The 15,922-nt window shown below is 65.5% G+C and carries 15 protein-coding genes and 1 other RNA gene; 10 read left to right on the forward strand and 6 right to left on the reverse strand.

The features are described from left to right. Positions 1-57 precede the first annotated feature (57 nt). Positions 58-2,607 (forward strand): ATP-dependent Clp protease ATP-binding subunit, encoded by a 2,550-nt coding sequence (locus AC239G_RS04625; RefSeq protein ID WP_139469348.1) that lies wholly within the window; start codon positions 58-60, stop codon positions 2,605-2,607. A 129-nt stretch (positions 2,608-2,736) separates the two neighbouring features. Here AC239G_RS04625 and AC239G_RS04630 read toward each other — a convergent pair whose 3' ends face one another. Both AC239G_RS04630 and AC239G_RS04635 read right to left on the reverse strand, forming a co-directional pair. Beyond that, entirely contained in the window at positions 2,737-3,549 is an 813-nt protein-coding gene (locus AC239G_RS04630; protein ID WP_139469349.1) for a YidC/Oxa1 family membrane protein insertase, read from the reverse strand. Positions 3,550-3,676: 127 nt separating this feature from the next. After that, on the reverse strand, positions 3,677-3,982 hold the full coding sequence (locus AC239G_RS04635; protein WP_180345646.1) for a hypothetical protein: 306 nt from the start codon (positions 3,980-3,982) through the stop codon (positions 3,677-3,679). 146 nt (positions 3,983-4,128) lie between these two features. On the opposite strand from AC239G_RS04635, the gene AC239G_RS04640 reads away from it, so the two are divergent. From AC239G_RS04640 to AC239G_RS04660, 5 genes are all read left to right on the forward strand, one after another. Further along, entirely contained in the window at positions 4,129-4,773 is a 645-nt protein-coding gene (locus AC239G_RS04640) for a ClpP family protease (protein ID WP_139469350.1), read from the forward strand. After that, positions 4,770-5,351 carry a ClpP family protease gene (locus tag AC239G_RS04645; RefSeq protein WP_139469351.1) on the forward strand — a complete coding sequence of 194 codons (582 nt, stop codon included), beginning with the start codon at positions 4,770-4,772 and terminating at the stop codon, positions 5,349-5,351. The genes AC239G_RS04640 and AC239G_RS04645 overlap by 4 nt, the downstream gene beginning before the upstream one ends. Before the next feature lie 80 nt (positions 5,352-5,431). After that, positions 5,432-6,721 carry a sensor histidine kinase gene (locus AC239G_RS04650; protein WP_180345647.1) on the forward strand — a complete coding sequence of 430 codons (1,290 nt, stop codon included), beginning with the start codon at positions 5,432-5,434 and terminating at the stop codon, positions 6,719-6,721. Beyond that, entirely contained in the window at positions 6,718-7,380 is a 663-nt protein-coding gene (locus AC239G_RS04655; RefSeq protein WP_487489906.1) for a response regulator, read from the forward strand. Before AC239G_RS04650 ends, AC239G_RS04655 begins: the two co-directional genes overlap by 4 nt. A gap of 130 nt (positions 7,381-7,510) precedes the next feature. Next, positions 7,511-7,792, forward strand: a complete 282-nt coding sequence (locus AC239G_RS04660) for an SHOCT domain-containing protein (protein ID WP_139469354.1) — start codon at positions 7,511-7,513, stop codon at positions 7,790-7,792. Between the two features lie 5 nt (positions 7,793-7,797). Here AC239G_RS04660 and AC239G_RS04665 read toward each other — a convergent pair whose 3' ends face one another. Beyond that, positions 7,798-8,157, reverse strand: a complete 360-nt coding sequence (locus AC239G_RS04665) for a helix-turn-helix domain-containing protein (protein ID WP_487489907.1) — start codon at positions 8,155-8,157, stop codon at positions 7,798-7,800. 178 nt (positions 8,158-8,335) lie between these two features. Here AC239G_RS04665 and AC239G_RS04670 point away from each other — a divergent pair, with 178 nt between their 5' ends. Beyond that, complete coding sequence (locus AC239G_RS04670) at positions 8,336-9,364, forward strand: iron-siderophore ABC transporter substrate-binding protein (protein WP_139469356.1); 1,029 nt, start codon at positions 8,336-8,338, stop codon at positions 9,362-9,364. A gap of 51 nt (positions 9,365-9,415) precedes the next feature. Here AC239G_RS04670 and AC239G_RS04675 read toward each other — a convergent pair whose 3' ends face one another. Both AC239G_RS04675 and ffs read right to left on the reverse strand, forming a co-directional pair. Next, entirely contained in the window at positions 9,416-10,912 is a 1,497-nt protein-coding gene (locus AC239G_RS04675) for a L,D-transpeptidase (RefSeq protein ID WP_487489908.1), read from the reverse strand. 180 nt (positions 10,913-11,092) lie between these two features. Further along, positions 11,093-11,188, reverse strand: an RNA gene (gene ffs, locus AC239G_RS04680) — signal recognition particle sRNA small type. A gap of 160 nt (positions 11,189-11,348) precedes the next feature. Between ffs and AC239G_RS04685 the strand changes: the two genes are divergently transcribed. Genes AC239G_RS04685 through AC239G_RS04695 form a run of 3 tightly spaced genes read left to right on the forward strand, consistent with a single transcriptional unit; the run spans position 11,349 to position 14,424 of the window. Beyond that, positions 11,349-12,482, forward strand: a complete 1,134-nt coding sequence (locus AC239G_RS04685; protein ID WP_139469357.1) for a permuted SH3 domain-containing protein — start codon at positions 11,349-11,351, stop codon at positions 12,480-12,482. Beyond that, entirely contained in the window at positions 12,479-13,228 is a 750-nt protein-coding gene (locus AC239G_RS04690; RefSeq protein WP_487489909.1) for an ABC transporter ATP-binding protein, read from the forward strand. The genes AC239G_RS04685 and AC239G_RS04690 overlap by 4 nt, the downstream gene beginning before the upstream one ends. Continuing rightward, entirely contained in the window at positions 13,225-14,424 is a 1,200-nt protein-coding gene (locus AC239G_RS04695; protein ID WP_139469358.1) for an ABC transporter permease, read from the forward strand. Before AC239G_RS04690 ends, AC239G_RS04695 begins: the two co-directional genes overlap by 4 nt. Here the strand turns inward: AC239G_RS04695 and AC239G_RS04700 are convergent. Continuing rightward, positions 14,402-15,898: an MFS transporter gene (locus AC239G_RS04700; protein ID WP_487489910.1), complete on the reverse strand. Its 1,497-nt coding sequence runs from the start codon at positions 15,896-15,898 to the stop codon at positions 14,402-14,404. The genes AC239G_RS04695 and AC239G_RS04700 overlap by 23 nt on opposite strands. Between the last annotated feature and the right edge of the window lie 24 nt (positions 15,899-15,922).

A 15,922-nucleotide genomic window follows, 5' to 3' on the forward strand; every position in this document is an offset into this window, starting at 1 on the left:
CCGCATGCACCTGTTGATTGAGTCGTATACGCTCAACTTTGAAAGAGGAGGTCAGCTTTGGCCACATTCTTCGGACCCGCAGGCTCGGGCGGAGACTCGTTCGACGAGTTCCTCGCTCGTTTCCTCCAGGGGCAGACCGGAGCCCGCCGAGGCCGTTCCGTCGACATCAACCGACTGCTGAGCAAGCGCAGCCACGAGGTCATCGAAGCGGCCGCGGAGTTCGCAGGACGACACGGTCAGTCCGAGGTCGACGCGCTCCACATCCTGCGCACCATGGTCGATTCCGAACCCGGAATCTCCGCCGTGCGCCAGGCCGGCGCCGATCCCGAGGCCATCGCCCATGCGATCGAAGAGCGCCTTCCGGCCAGCACCGACACCGAGGCGGATTCCACGCCCACGCTGACCGGTTCGGCCCAGCGCGCCCTGCTCGACGCCTACCAGGTGGCGCGAGCCTTCGGGTCGACCTACATCGATCCCGAACACATGTTCTTCGCCTTCGTGCTCAACCAGGAGATGCCCGCCGGTCGGATCCTCGCCCAGGCAGGCGTCACCCAGGCTGCACTGCAGGCCGGTGCCGAGGCGGCCGAAGCCGCAGGCATGCACCCCGGCCAGGAGGCCGAAGGTGAGGACGGTCAGGAATCCGTGCTGGAGAAGTTCGGCACGGACCTCACCGAGCTCGCAGCCGAAGGCAAACTCGATCCCGTCATCGGCCGCTCGGAGGAGATCGAACAGACGATCGAGATCCTCGCCCGCCGGACGAAGAACAACCCGGTTCTCCTCGGCGAGGCCGGTGTCGGCAAGACCGCGGTCGCCGAAGGCCTCGCTCAGGCCATCCACTCGGGCGAAGTTCCCAAGCAGCTGCAGGGCAAGCGCATCATCGCGCTCGATATGCCCGGAATGCTCGCCGGCACGCGCTACCGCGGTGACTTCGAAGAGCGCCTGACCGGAGCGCTCAACGAGATCGCCGACGACGGGGACATGATCGTCTTCGTCGATGAACTCCACACCCTCGTCGGCGCCGGCGGCAACGGCGAGGCGAACTCGATGGACGCCGGCAACATCCTCAAACCGCGACTGGCCCGCGGCGATCTGCACATGATCGGCGCGACCACGCTCAAGGAGTACCGCACCATCGAGAAGGATTCGGCTCTCGAACGTCGCTTCCAGCCGGTGACCGTGGGCGAGCCGAGCGTCGAGGACGCGGTGACGATCATCGACGGGCTGAAGGATCGGTACGCGGAGTTCCACGAGGTCACCTACACCGCAGAGGCGGTCCGCGCGGCCGTGGAGCTGTCGAACCGCTACATCACCGACCGGTTCCTGCCGGACAAGGCCATCGACCTCATCGACCAGGCGGGCGCCCGGATGTCGCTCAGGCGCGGACCCGCGGTCGATATCGACGCGCTCAAGCTCAATCTCTCCGAACTCGAAGCGGAGAAGAAGTCCGCTATCGAGGTCGAGGACTACGAGCGTGCCGGCCGTGTCCGCGATGAGATCAACGAGGTGACCGCTCGGATCGAATCCGCCGAGAACCCGGACGCGGAGGCCGTGAAGACCGCTGCCGCCGAGGCGATCATCGGTGAGCAGGAGATCGCGCATGTGGTCTCCCGGGCCACCGGAATCCCGGCAGCGCGGATGACGCAGAGCCAGAAGGCACGACTGGCGAACATGGAAGAGGTCCTCCACGACCGCGTGGTCGGACAGGACGAAGCCGTGACCGCCGTGTCGCGCGCCATCCGCCGCAGCCAGACCGGTATGGCCGATCCCAACCGTCCCATCGGCAGCTTCCTCTTCCTCGGCCCCACCGGTGTCGGCAAGACTGAGCTGGCGAAGGCTCTGGCGCAGACCCTGTTCGACGACGAGTCGGCCATGATCCGCTTCGATATGAGCGAGTTCGGCGAACGCCACACGGTGTCCCGCCTCGTCGGTGCTCCTCCCGGCTACGTCGGCTACGACGAGGCAGGGCAGCTGACGGAGAAGGTCCGCCGTCGCCCGTATTCGGTCATCCTCCTCGACGAGGTCGAGAAGGCCCATCCGGATGCGTTCAACCTGCTGCTGCAGGTCCTCGACGACGGACGACTCACCGACGGTCAGGGCCGCACGGTCGACTTCCGCAACACCGTGGTCATCATGACCTCGAACCTCGGCTCCGAGTTCATGTCCGGCACTCCGCTGGGCTTCGCCTCCGGGGCTGCGGGAGACGCGGAGAAGGATCTCAAGGCCAAGGTCATGGGGCGTCTCAAGGAGTTCATGCGGCCGGAGTTCATCAACCGCATCGATGACACCGTGATGTTCTCGCGGCTCGATCGCGAGCAGCTGCGGTCCATCGTCGATCACCAGCTGGCCGCGTCGAAGCAGCGCCTCGAGGCTCAGGGCATCGCCCTCGACGTCTCGGCAGAGGCTCTCGACTGGCTGGCCGATGAAGGCTACGAACCCGAGTTCGGTGCCCGTCCGCTGCGTCGCACGATCCAGCGCGAGCTCGACGACCGCATCGCCGATCTCCTCGTCACCGAGGCGGTCGATGAGGGCGGCACCGTGCGTGCCACGGTCGTTGACGGCGCACTCAAGGTCGTGGCCGGCACCCGCCCGGAGCCGATCATCGCCTGATCACCGAGGCGGCCCTGCACCGGCCGTCGCTTCTCAGCGACGCGTTCGAACCGGAATGAGCCCGGGACGAAAGATTCCGTTCTTTCGTCCCGGGCTCTGTCGTTGCTGCGGGCAGCGTCGCGTCCCGGTTCAGCCGCGGGTGGCAGAGGACTGTTCGGGCTGGGGATCGTTCGCGCCGAGGAGGCGGTTGAGGACGAGCCGTTCGCCGAGCGTCCACGTGGTCGTCGTCGCCAGGTAGAGAGCGGCGGCCAAGGGGACGAAGAGCGCGAAGATCGCGGTGAGGAAAGGCATGAAGCTCAGGGTCTTCATCACGCCTGACAGATCCGGCATCGCCGGAGCATCTGCTCCGGTCTTCGTCGAGGGAGCGGTCGGGGTCTCGGGTGTGGCCGGGGTGAGCAGGTGTCGGGAGAACCCCGCGACGACGGCGATGAGGACGACGAGGATGAGGTAGACCGTGATCGCGGTGCCGGTCAGATCGCCGGCGCCGAGCAGTCTGACGAAGCTCGTGTTGAGAGGCAGGCCGAAGAGCGTATGCCCGAGCAGCTCATTGGCGTGCCCGCCGATCGTCGCATTGATGAAGAGGCCATAGACGGCCATGAGCACTGGGGTCTGTGCCAGCACCGGCAGGCATCCGGCGAAGGGGGAGGCATTCTCCTCTTTGTACAGCTCCATGAGCTTCTGCTGCATGAGTTCGGGCTGCTTCTTGTACTTCGTCTGCAGCTCTTTGATCTTCGGGGCCAGTCGTTTCCGAGTGATGCCTGCCCTGACCTGGGACACCCCGACGGGGATGAGCACGGCGCGGACCAGGACGGTGAGCACGATGACGGCCAGGGCGGCGCTGAAGCCGCCGGCGAGCGGTTCGAGAATGTCGCTGATCCCCGTGACCACCGTGTAGGCGGCCTCGACGAGCAGGCGGATGGGCAGGAATTCGTAGATGTTCACAGGTGAGTGTCCTTCGGACAGGGCGCACTGAGGCGCGGTTGAATGGGCCGTTGAAGGCCATCACCGTGACGATTGATGACAATTGCCCGCGCCGAGGCGGGGAGACGTTCCGTACGGAACAGGTCGTTCAGGCGATGGCGTGAACGACGGAAGAGGGGGCTCTGGGCAGAGCCGTACCCGGAGTCCCGGGCTCCTCCGGCATGCGGAATTCGCGGATGTTTCGGCGCGTGCCCGGCAGAGACGGCGGGCGCGCCGACAGCGAGAGCACACGCAGCAGAGCCATGCTCGCCCATGCGGCGATCGGCGTGAGCAGGGCCGCACCGAGGAGAGCCAGGACGATGAGATGAGTGGGGGACTGGGGTACGACCGAGTCGAGGTCGGAAGAGAGCACGACGACGAGCAGCTGCAGAGTCAGCCACATATTCGCCATCATCTCGCCCCCTAACCAGTGCGTCGATGCTAGCACGCGGGCCTGTGCGGGCGGTTCAGAGAAACGGAGTCCGTCCGCTCACAGCGGCAGACGTCTGCGCCGAGCGGATCAGGGTTTCCCACTCCCACCGGCACTGCCAGTGTGGACGCATGTTCACTCTCAACTCTTCGCCCCACAGCCGACCACCTCTGTTCTCCGGCTCCGACGAGACCGACGCGGCCACCGCGATCCCCGAATCCCAGCGCATGCTCTACGCCTACCGGTCCGTCGTCTTCAACGGCGAGCTGCGCGACGAGAACGGAATGGAGATCGTCTCCCGACTCGTCCTCCTCTCCGCCGAGGATCCGCGTTCCGATATCCACCTGTGGATCAACTCTCCCGGAGGCTCCGTGCCGATGATGCACGCGATCGCCGACACCATCGCCGCTCTGCCCAACGACGTGGTCACGATCGCCTTCGGGTGGGCCGCCTCGGCGGGACAATTCGTTCTCAGCATGGGAACGCCCGGACGACGCCTCGCCCTGCCCCACGCGCGCATCCTCCTCCACCAAGGATCGAGCGGAATCGGCGGAGCCGCCGCCGACATCGAACTCCAGGGCGACGACCTCCGATCGGTCAGAGACACCGTCCTGCACCGGATAGCCGAGGCGACCGGAAAGACCTACGACCGCATCTTCGAAGACTCCCTGCGCGACCGGTGGTTCACCGCCGAAGAAGCGATCGAGTACGGACTCATCGATCGCGTCATCGACTCCCCGTCCGACCTGCGAGCTCAGATCGGAGGAAGCCGATGAGTCAGTACACGATCCCCAACGTCGTCGACCGAACCGGTGGCAGTGAGAAGATCGTCGACGTCTACTCGCATCTGCTCGGCAACCGCATCGTCTACCTCGGCGTGCCCATCGACGACGGCGTGGCGAACACGATCATCGCGCAGCTGCTCCACCTCGATTCGAGCAGCCGGGACCTGCCGATCAGCATGTACATCAATTCCCCGGGCGGCTCCCTGACCGCGATGACGGCGATCTTCGACGCAATGCACCACATCGGCGCGCCCGTGGCCACAACCTGCGTCGGGCAGGCCGTCGCCGATGCGGCCGTGCTCCTGGCCGCCGGAGAACCCGGCCAGCGGGCCATGCTCGCCCACGCCCGCGCCGTGCTGCGACAGCCGCATGCCGAAGGGGCGCGGGGCACGATCCCCGACCTCATCGTCGCCGCAGACGAGATCGTCCGGCAGCGGCGGGACGTCGAAGAGATGCTCGCCGACAGCACCGGTCGGACCCCGGAGCAGATCCACCGTGACTTCGATCGCGACCTCGTCCTCGACGCGAAGGCGGCACGGGACTTCGGACTCGTCGACGTCATCCTCTGACCGCGTACTCTCACCGAGGTGGGTCGAGATACTCCCCGAGGATGACGACGGCCCCGGGCGCGGGTCGCTACGATCGGAGAATGAGACCGGACCGTCCAGACCGCCGCGCGCGCCGACGAGTCGTCCTGCTCACCGTCGCCGCAGCGGTGCTCCAGCTGCCGTTCTCCATCGTCCTCGCCGCTGCGACCGAGACGTCTGCGGCCGCGATGATCATCCGCATCGGCACCGCGGTCCTCTCACCGGCGATCTTCCTCTTCGCAGTGCGGTGGCCCGGACCGCGCGTGGCCGTACTGGCAGGGCTCGTCCTCCTCGACGTCCTGGTGTGGGCGGCGGCGACTCCCGATCCGGGCCCCGGCAGTTTCGGTATGGGACCGGGTGCGTGGAGCGACCGCGGTCCCTGGCCGCCCGCGGAGGCCGGGCCCGGGACGACGCCGTTCTACGCCGGCTTCCTCTTCGCCGTCGTTGCCGCGATCGTCCGCGGAAAGGCATTCTGGGCGATCGCCTCGGCGGCGGGAGTCTGGGCGGGCTGCCTGCTGCTGGGTCCCCTGCTGGGAATCGACTGGTCGGTAGGACGGGTGGTCTCGGCGACGATGGGACTCGCCATCGCCGTGGGCATCGGCGCATTCGTCCGCCGCCGCAGCGAGCTCCGTCGCCAGGAGGCAGCCCAGCAGAACGCACGCCACGCCGAGGTCGTCCAGGCCGAACGACTGCGCATCGCCCGGGACCTCCACGACGTCCTCGGCCATGCTCTGTCCCAGATCAACGTCCAAGCCGGAGTCGGCGAACACCTCATCGACCGCGATCCCGAACAGGCACGGTCCGCACTCGCGGCCATCAGAGAACTCAGCCGCACAGGGCTCAACGAAGTCCGCACCGTGCTGCATACGATGCGCTCCGACACCGGTGCTGCGGAAGCCTCAGAACCGGCGCCCTTGGCTCCGGTCCTCGGACTCGACGCCGTTCCGGCGCTGGTCTCCCGCCTCGTCGGCTCCACTGACTTCAGGGTGGACGACCGGCGGGATACGGACGCCGAGGGTGTGAGAGAGGCGCCCGGCCAGTCAACGGACGCAGCCGCCTATCGGATCATCCAGGAAGCACTGACGAACGTGCTCAGACATGCCGGCGCCGGCAGCGCACGGGTCGTCATCGCACGGAACTCGGATCGGCTGCAGGTGAGCATCAGCGATGATGGGACAGGACTCCCAGACGGAGTCGAAGGGACGGGAATCATGGGCATGCGCGAGCGGGCGAAGCTGCTGAAAGGGTCACTCACCCTGACCTCGAAGGGTCGGCAGGGCACCGTCGTCGACGTCGACCTCCCCTGGAACGCCGACCATGCAGAGCTGCCAGACGAGGAGCCGCATCGATGACACCGATCCGAGTCGCCATCGCCGATGACCATCAGCTCGTGCGCGCCGGCTTCGCCTCACTGCTCGATTCCGAAGACGATATCGAGGTCACGATCCAAGCCTCCGGCGGGAACGCCCTGCTCGAAGCACTGCGCACAGCACCCGCCGACGTCGTCCTCATGGACATCCGCATGCCCGACGGAGACGGACTGTGGGCGACGGAGGAGATCGCCGCCGATCCGCGGTTCGATGCCGTCCGCGTGGTGCTCGTGACGACCTTCGGACTCGACGAATACATCGTCCGCGCCGTGCGCGCCCGGGCGAGCGGCTTCCTGTTGAAGGACACCGACCCGACCGACCTCATCCGCGCCGTGCGCGTCGTGGCCGCCGGTGAGGCCCTGCTCTCGCCCGAAGTCACGAAATACCTGCTCTCCCGCATGTCCTTGGGGCTGAAGGCAGAACCCGACTCCGGGCTCGACGTTCTCACCGACCGCGAACGCGAAGTTCTCGCGCTCGTCGGCCGCGGTCAGTCGAACGACGAGATCGCCGAATCGCTCGTGCTCTCCCCGCTGACCGCGAAGACCCATGTCTCGCGCATCATGACGAAGGTCGGGGCCAGAGACCGCGTCCACCTCGTCGTCCTCGCCTACGAATCGGGGCTGGTCTCTCCGGTTGGCTGAACGAGCACTGAGTTCTGCTCCGTGCGGAGCAGCGCAGGTGACTCCCTTCGGCGGATTCGCAGCGACCGGCTTGCGGTGTGTCATTGATGTCAGGTCCACGAACGGCGTGGACACCCGCCAAGGAGGCATCATGCACATGGAACACGGACCGCTGGCCTGGCCGTTCTTCTTCCTCATTCCGATCTTCTGGGTCCTCGTCATCGGACTCATCGTCACCCTCATCGTGACCCTCAACCGTCGCCGGTGGCGGCAGGCCGGGGGACCGCCGTGGGCGGCTGCGGCACGAGAGGGAACAAGGAGCGCCGAGGCGACTCTGGCCCAGCGCTTCGCCCAGGGGGATATCGAGGAGGCCGAATATCGTGCCCGACTCGAGGTGCTGCGGGCGAACCGGCTCGAGGCCGGGAACGGCTGAGCCGTTCAGGCCGCGAGGGCGAGCCGTACCTGACCCGCTGCCGGCGGAGCAGGTGCGGCTCGCGTCATATCGGTCGCCGACAGCAGCGCGGTCGCAGGGACCCCGGAAGTCAGGCCGAAGGCAGCGAGCACGAGGACCTGCGGCAGCTGGAGCTCGAGCACCTCGGCCACTGCCTCGATGACCTCCGACGACGGGTCCTTGAGCCCGCGTTCGATCTCGGAGAGGAACTGGGTCGAGACCCCGGACCGGTGGGAGACCTGAGCCAGTGTGAGACCCAAATCGGTGCGGCGCAGTCGGAGAGCGCGGCCGAGCGCCTCACGCCACAGCGGCGGCGGGGTCGGGCTGTGCGGGAGCATGTCGGTCATGGGGTGAGCCTACGGTCGGTAGGGCCGCCTCGGCGAGGGTTTCTGCTGTCAGCAGATGAGGATGACTTAAGTGAAGTGGCTCACAGGTGTTGCGGAAACGGCAGTAGGTTAAGTTAGGCTGGCCTACGTTAATGTCGAGGGGTCGTATCAGGCTCCGACCACTGTCGAAAGGACAGGAATGTCAGTTCCTCACAGCCGCCGGGCCGTCATCGCCGGAGCGCTCGTCGCGCTCTCGCTCACCGCCACCGCCTGCGGGCAGGGATCGCAGGCCGCGGAGGAATCCGGGTCCGCGAATTTCGAGACCGTGACGATCAAGCACGCACTCGGTGAAGCGGTCATCGAATCCGAGCCCGAACGCGTCGTCACCCTCGGCCAGGGATCGACGGAAACTGCGATCGCTTTGGGCAAGACGCCGGTCGGCATGGAGGAATATGCCTGGGGATCCGATGACACCGGCTACATGCCGTGGATCTACGAGGCCGTGAAGGACAAGGGTGAGAAGCTGCCCGAACAGTTCCAGGGGGATACGGAACTCGACGTCGAAGCCATCGCCGAACTCGAACCGGATGTCATCCTCGCCCCCTGGTCGGGAATCACGGCCGAGCAGTACAAGCAGCTCGATGCCATCGCCCCGACCGTGGCTTACCCGAAGCAGCCGTGGACGATCAAGTGGGATGAGCAGATCACCACGATCGGCAAGGCGCTCGGTCAGGAAGAGGAATCAGAAGGCCTCGTCGACGACATCAAGACGCAGCTGAAAGAGGCGAAGCGAGAGGAATACAAGGACCTCACGTTCTCCTTCATCTACAACTCGGGTCCCGGCACCCTCGGCGTCTTCTACCCCAACGAGCAGCGGGTGGCGATGGTCTCGGCGCTCGGACTGACCCCGGATCCGATCATCGACGAGCTGAAGAAGGACTACGACGAGCCGGGAACGGATTCAGCGCTCATCGGTCTGGAGAACGCGGACAAGCTCAACGATTCGGACCTCATCTTCACTTTCTACTCCGATGAGAAGAACAGGAAAGAGATCGAATCGCAGGGACTGTATGCGAATATTCCGGCGATCAAGGCCGGGGCTGTCGTGGCTCCGGATGATCAGCCCTTCGTCACCGGATCCTCGATCATCAACCCGCTCACCGTCCCCTGGACGCTCGAACGCTATGTGCCGATGATCGACAAAGCGGTGAAGAAGCTCGACAAGTAAGTCGTCGGCGAGGAGCCTGCCGCATCAGTCAGGCAAGCAAGCTGGGCGCTCTCAATCGAGGGCGCTCAGCTTCTTCCACTCATCCCAGGAGTACACCCAGTCCGAGATGTCGCTGTCATTGGTCGACAGGCTCACTTGGGAACCGGTGACCTCGACGGGATCGCCGAAGATCGCGGAGTCGTAGTACTCCTTGGCCCGTTCGGTGGTGAGATTGATGCAGCCGTGGGAGACGTTCTGCGAACCTTGGACGCCTGCCGACCACGGGGCGGCGTGGATGAATTCTCCGTTGTTGTGGATGCGCACCGCCCACTGCACATCGGTCTCGTAGTCCCATTGTTCGGAGGTCATCGTATAGTCGGCGGCCTTCGACATGACCACATGCGTGCCGTTGTAGGACGGGGACTTCGGTGCGCCGAGCGAGGCAGGGAAGTCCATGACGGTCTTGCCGTCACGAGTGACGGTCATGCGATGGGACTGCGCATCGGCCTTGACGACCTGCTTGCGTCCGATCTCGAAGTCGAGGGTGAGGTCGTTCTGACCGACGCTGTTCTCTCCCGTCGGCACATCCTTGAGCGGAACGTCGACGGAGACCTTCGAATGAGCGGGCCAGAATTCCTTCGGGCGGAAATGCAGGCGGGACTGCGGATCGTCGTAGAGCCAACCCCAGGAGCCCTCGACCTCCCGCTCCTTGCCGTCTTCATCGGTGACCTTGACCGAGAGGCGGCGTTCGACATCGTCGCGGAAGTCCTTGGACACGGTGGAACCGAAGTTGAGCATGATGGGGGCGGCGACGCCGACCGTCTGATCGTCGGCGAGCGTTGTACGTACCGACATCGGGGCGCCGTCGCTGTCACCGACGGTGATCGTTGCGTCGAGGTCGACTTCGTCTCCGCCGGCAGTGGTGGCGGTGACTTTCACGGTGTATTCGCTGTCGGCGACGAGGCCGTAGGTCGAGATCCAGGCGGCGGATTCGTCCGGGGCGGCGACCACCTCGGCGGTGTCCTTGTCGTCTGTTTCGGCGTCCTTCGAACCATCGTCGGCCGTCCCGGACTCGGTGGAGCTCGGTGTCGACGAACCGGCTTGGGCGTCGTCATCTGTCTCGAGCGCGGTGCCCGAAGCGTCGAAGAACGTGCCGGGATCGTGCCCGATCCGGGGGTGGGCCTCCTCGGTGACGGAGATGTCACTGAGGTCGGCGTTCTCGACGGAGATGCCGATCCGCTGGCCGGCCTCGAGGTCGATGTCGTCGCCGGATTCGGTCACCTCGCCGAAGTCCCCGGCGCCGGGCATCGCGGTCGCCGCATCGGCGGACTCACTCGGCTCAGCTGAGGAGGTCGCATCGCTGGGCTGCGACGTCGGCGTCGATTCGGACGCGGATTCTGCTGCCTCGGAGGTGATGGCTCCGACGCGGAACACGGGATCCGCGGCCGCCTCGGCGGTCTTGTTCGCGCCATTGCGGGTCGCGTCGGGATCGTCGCTCGACGGTGTGCACGCCGTGAGCAGGGCCAGTGCCGAAAGGGCGGCAATGGCCCCTTGGATCTTCGTGGACAACAGGGAAACCTCGTTTGAACACAGGGATGAGAACTGCGAATCATGGTAATGAAGCAAAATCACGAAAGTATTAACGCTTTCGCTTCTTCGCCCCGATTCCGGCGCTCGGAGGGCCGTGTAGGCAGACCTGACCTGGGCAGATGAGGGAGAGGGGGAGTTGTGGAATTGTGATGTTGGGGAATAGAGGACTCCCCGTGCACCCGACAGAGCTCGCTTACCCTTGCTGCCTTCCGGCCCTGGGGGAGTTCACAAGATGACGCCGCACGGGGAGCCGTGAATCAGTCTAGTCGAGAGCGGCCTCGGTGGACAAAACGAGTGGGCGGGGCCACATGATTGCGACAAGGACACTGTTATCCACTCGTGACAGAAACATCATCTGACCGGGACATTCACTGGATAGTGTGGACGCATCCTCGTTTCCCATCCCTAAGGAATCATGCACATTTTCCGCAGAGTGGTTCTGCCGCTGGCCTTCCTCCTCGTCCTCATCCTCATCGCTGTATTCCTCGGCTGGATCGCCTTCAAACCGGCTGCCGACGACGAATTCGACGATGTCGGTGCCAGTGGGGAGCCGGCGGAATCCACCATCACCGCCGAACGCGGCGACATCTCCAACACAATCGAAGTCAAGGGACGCATCAACGTCGACTCCCCGACTGCGGTCAAAGCCGACCACGACGGCGTGGTCAACCATCTCTTCGTCAAGCCCGGTGATGAGGTATTCAAAGGCGCGGAGCTGTTCCAGGTCAGAAGCGAGGGTGAGCAGGAGGCGCCCGAAGAGCCGGACGGCGGCAGCGACGATGCCGAGACAGCAGACTCGGATGGCGGGGATGAGGCATCGGGAGGTGACCCGTCGACCCCGGCCAAGCCGAAGTATCATTCGGTGATCGCTGCGGAAGACGGCACGGTGGGTGATTTCTCCGTCGAGCAGGGTGACACAGTCTCTGCCGACACCCAGGTGACCGAGCTGCTGAAGAAGACCTTCACCGCCAAGGCGCCGATCAAGGCGACCGATCTCTACCGGGTGCAGGAGCTTCCGGACACCGCGAACATCGCAATCGACGAGGGCCCGAAGCCCTTCGACTGCACGGGTCTCAGACTCGACCAGGGGCCGGGTACAGCCTCGGCATCGTCGTCGACGAGCGAGGAGGAGTCCGAGGACCCAGGGGCTGAAAGCGCAGGTGACGACGGTTCTGCCGCCGAAGGCTCGGAGGGAGGTTCCGGAGACGGTCCGCAGCTGATCTGTGCCATCCCCGACGATGTCACCGTCTACAACAGCCTCGATCTCACTATGACCATCGATGCGGGAGAGGCGAAGGACGTCATCGTCGTTCCGGTGACCGCGGTGCGCGGACTCACCGAGAAGGGATCAGTCTGGGTGACCGGAGACGGTGGTAAGTCCGAGGAGCGTGAGGTCGAGATCGGCCTCAACGACGGGTCCATGGTCGAAGTGAAGTCGGGCCTGGACGAAGGTGAGGAGATCGATGAGTTCGTTCCCGGCACCGAACCTGAAGATGAGAGTTCCGAGGGCGGCATGGATGACGAGTTCGGCGAGGGAGAGGACTGGTGAGCCGCCCGGAGCCGACGGCGGCAGAGACTCTGCTCTCGCTGCGACATGTGTCGCGTTCGGTGCCGATCGCTGACGATCAGCTGCTCACGATCCTTGCCGATATCGACCTCGAGGTGGGGGTGGGGGAGCACATCGGCATCGTCGGTCGCTCCGGCACCGGCAAATCGACGCTGCTCAACATCCTCGGACTCCTCGACGCGCCGACGACCGGGGACATGGAGTTCGCAGGTGAACCCGTGCAGAAGATCTCCCGGAACAGGGCCGCAGCGATCAGAGGACGGGACATCGGATTCGTCTTCCAGCAGTTCAACCTCCTGCCCGGACGCACCGCGGTCGAAAACGTCGAAGCCCCACTGATGTACGCCACTGGACGGAAGTTCCGCAATCGGCGGAGATCGGCCGAAGCCATGCTCGAGCGCCTCGGCCTCGGCGACCGGATCGAGGCGAAGCCGAACCGTCTCTCCGGAGGTGAGCAGCAGAGAGTCGCGATCGCACGCGCGCTGGTGCGTGAGCCGAAGCTCGTGCTCGCCGACGAGCCGACGGGCGCCCTGGACGTTGAGACGGGGCGTCAGGTCATGGAGATCCTCGACGGCATCACCAAGGACTCGGGTGCCGCGCTCATCACGATCACCCATGATCTCGGGGTGGCGAACATGGCCACTCGACAGTTCTCGCTCAGTCAGGGGTGTCTCCATCCGGTCCTCGACGGGGCCACCGCCGAGGCGCTGGCGGGTGAGAGCCGATGATCACAGGATTCGCCGCATCGATCGTCGAGGCCTGGCAGGAACTGAGGGTGCACAAGGTGCGCGTGCTGATGTCCCTGATCGGCGTGGGCGTGGCAGTGTGTGCACTGACCCTCGTCGTCGGGTTCGGGAACATGATGCAGAAGGGGCTTGCCGACTCGTACGAGCAGCAGGGTGGTCGAGCCGCGACCTACACCCTGAGCCTCAATCCGACCGAGTCCGAGATGGGCGAATCCGAGGTCGAGAAGGTCCGGTCAGCACTCGACGAGACCGCCGACCGTTTCGGAATCAGCCACATCTCCGCCTACGGTCAGGCCGAAACCACGGTGCCGGGACCGGCTGGCACCGTCAGCGCCTCGATGTACATCGTCGACCCGGATTTCGACGTCATGCGCCGACTCTCCGTCGATCACGGCAGGTGGTTCACCGCCGGTGACGCCGCGAACCTGTCGCCGGCCGTCGTCGCCGATGAGACTTTCCTCAGCGAATACGGCATCGACCCGACTTCCCTGCCGGCCACGATCGAGCTGTCCGGTTCCCCGAAGAAGACGGCCACGGTCATCGGTTCGGTGCCCTCCTCCGAATTCCAGGAGTACGGGGAGATCTACGTCCTCAACGGGCAGGAGAAGCAGTTCGCCGCAGACGCCTACGCCGTCACCGAATTCGAGATGTGGGTGCCGCCCGAGGTCGGTGAGGAGCTGAGCAAACAGGTGACGAGTGATCTCAGACGGCAGCTGCCCGGCTTCGACGTCAGTGCGGACAGAACCGATTTCGCCTCGGACATCGATGAAACACTGGGTCCGGTGAAGAACGTGCTGTTGGTCATCAGCATCCTCATTCTCTTCATGGGTATGCTCGGCCTGCTCAACATCTCTCTTGTGACGATCCAACAGCGGATCAGGGAGATCGGCATCCGCAGATCCTTCGGGGCGACGAGTCGGCGCATCTTCTTCTCCGTGATGATGGAGAGCGTCGTCGCGACGACCATCGCAGGCGCTGTCGGCGTTCTCATCGCCGTGCTCGTGCTCAAGGCGCCGCTCGTCTCTGAGTTCATGTTCGACGGTGCGAGTACTCCGCAGGTCCCGATCTCTGCCGCGATCGTGGGCATGCTCGTCTCGGTCGGAGCCGGAGCGCTGGCAGGATCGGTGCCTGCTGTCGTCGCCACTCGGGTGCGGATCATCGACGCGATCCGAGCCTGAGGAGTGCCAGAGCGCCCGTTCCGAAGGCCAGGCACAGCCCGACCTGAACGAGGCATGCCACGGCGAAGGCATTGTCATGGCCGAGGCTGAGCGTGAAGACATGGAAGAGCGCTCCGAGCAGTGCCACGCCCACGGCGATGCCCGCCTGCTGCATCGTTGCGATGAGACCGCCGCTCAGCCCGGCCACTCGGTCGGGGACCGCTCCGACCACGGTGCCGACAAGAGGACCGAACTGGAGAGCCTGAGCTGCGCCGAGGACGACTCCCGGAAGCTGGAACCACAGATTCCATTCTGTGGCTGGGGCCGTCGCCGACGCCCAAGCCACCCCGAGAAGGCTGATCGCCTGCAGGGTCGTGCCGAGGACCATCGTGCCGGGCCCGCCGAGTCGACCGACGGCACGGGGGACGAGGAGAGAGGTGATGAGGAAAGCTGCGGCGAAGAGGCCGAGCGTGAGTCCGGAGACGGCGGCGGGGTCACCATGGCCGGTCTGCGATGTGAGCGCGAAGTTGTAGAGGAACGTGCCGAAGCCGGCGAAGAACACGAAGGCCATGAGCATCCCGATCCATGCGGCAGGGATGCGAACCACCTGTGGCGGAATGAGGGGGTCACGTCCGGCCGCCTCGGCGCGGTTCTGCCAGAGTGCGAACGCGGTGAGAGCTGCAGCGCAGGCTGCCAAGAGGGTTGCGGGCAGCGGAAGCCAGCCGGTGACCGGTCCCAGCGCCAGTCCGGTGACGAGGCTCATCATGCCCACGCCGAGGAGGATTGCGCCGGGGGCGTCGAGGGGTGCCGGGTCGATGCTGCGTGATTCGGTCAGACGCAGGGAACCGAGATAGGCGGCTGCGGCAGCGATCGCGCAGCTGAGGAACGCCGCCCGCCACCCCCAGGTCTGGCCGAAGAGGGAGATGAGTCCGCCGCCGAGGACCTGACCACCGACGGTGCCGACTCCGGAGAATGCGCCGAAGAGGCTGATCGCCTTCAACCGTGCGGCCCCGGACAGCGAATGCTGGAAGCTCGCGAGGATCTGCGGCATCATCACCGCCGCTGCCGAACCCTGGGTTGCGCGAGCCACGAGCAGGAAGAGCGGATCGGGTGCCAGTCCGACGGCGATTGAGGTGATGACGAGCGCGCCAGTGCCGATCATGAACAGGCGGCGACGCCCGAAGCGGTCCCCGATGCGACCGCAGAGGATGAGGCCGGAGGCGAAGGCGGCGGAGAACAGACCGACGATGAGCGCCGAGGTCGCATCACTCGCACCGATGTCGGCCTGCACCGCGGGGATCGCGACGTTTGAGACGGAGAACATGAACGTCGCGAGGAACGCACCGAGGTGGAGCGGCCAGAGGACGGGGGCAGGATGGCCTACGGTGGGGGCGGGCTCGACGTCGGGTGCGTGACCGGGAGCAGCCTCGGCGAGGGCCGAGGTCGGAACCGCCTCGGCGGAGGTCGATGATGTCTGCGTGTGGGAATCTCTCATGGATCCAGTCTGCGATGGGCCGCG

This window comes from Brevibacterium sp. Lmc1, from assembly GCF_057654315.1.

Bases quoted from the DNA above. Each gene is read 5' to 3' on its own strand.
- AC239G_RS04635 (WP_180345646.1), bottom strand. From the start codon at position 3,982: ATGATGGCGAATATGTGGCTGACTCTGCAGCTGCTCGTCGTCGTGCTC.
- AC239G_RS04640 (WP_139469350.1), top strand. From the start codon at position 4,129: ATGTTCACTCTCAACTCTTCGCCCCACAGCCGACCACCTCTGTTCTCC.
- AC239G_RS04645 (WP_139469351.1), top strand. From the start codon at position 4,770: ATGAGTCAGTACACGATCCCCAACGTCGTCGACCGAACCGGTGGCAGT.
- AC239G_RS04650 (WP_180345647.1), top strand. From the start codon at position 5,432: ATGAGACCGGACCGTCCAGACCGCCGCGCGCGCCGACGAGTCGTCCTG.
- AC239G_RS04655 (WP_487489906.1), top strand. From the start codon at position 6,718: ATGACACCGATCCGAGTCGCCATCGCCGATGACCATCAGCTCGTGCGC.
- AC239G_RS04660 (WP_139469354.1), top strand. From the start codon at position 7,511: ATGCACATGGAACACGGACCGCTGGCCTGGCCGTTCTTCTTCCTCATT.
- AC239G_RS04665 (WP_487489907.1), bottom strand. From the start codon at position 8,157: ATGACCGACATGCTCCCGCACAGCCCGACCCCGCCGCCGCTGTGGCGT.
- AC239G_RS04670 (WP_139469356.1), top strand. From the start codon at position 8,336: ATGTCAGTTCCTCACAGCCGCCGGGCCGTCATCGCCGGAGCGCTCGTC.
- AC239G_RS04685 (WP_139469357.1), top strand. From the start codon at position 11,349: ATGCACATTTTCCGCAGAGTGGTTCTGCCGCTGGCCTTCCTCCTCGTC.
- AC239G_RS04695 (WP_139469358.1), top strand. From the start codon at position 13,225: ATGATCACAGGATTCGCCGCATCGATCGTCGAGGCCTGGCAGGAACTG.
- AC239G_RS04700 (WP_487489910.1), bottom strand. From the start codon at position 15,898: ATGAGAGATTCCCACACGCAGACATCATCGACCTCCGCCGAGGCGGTT.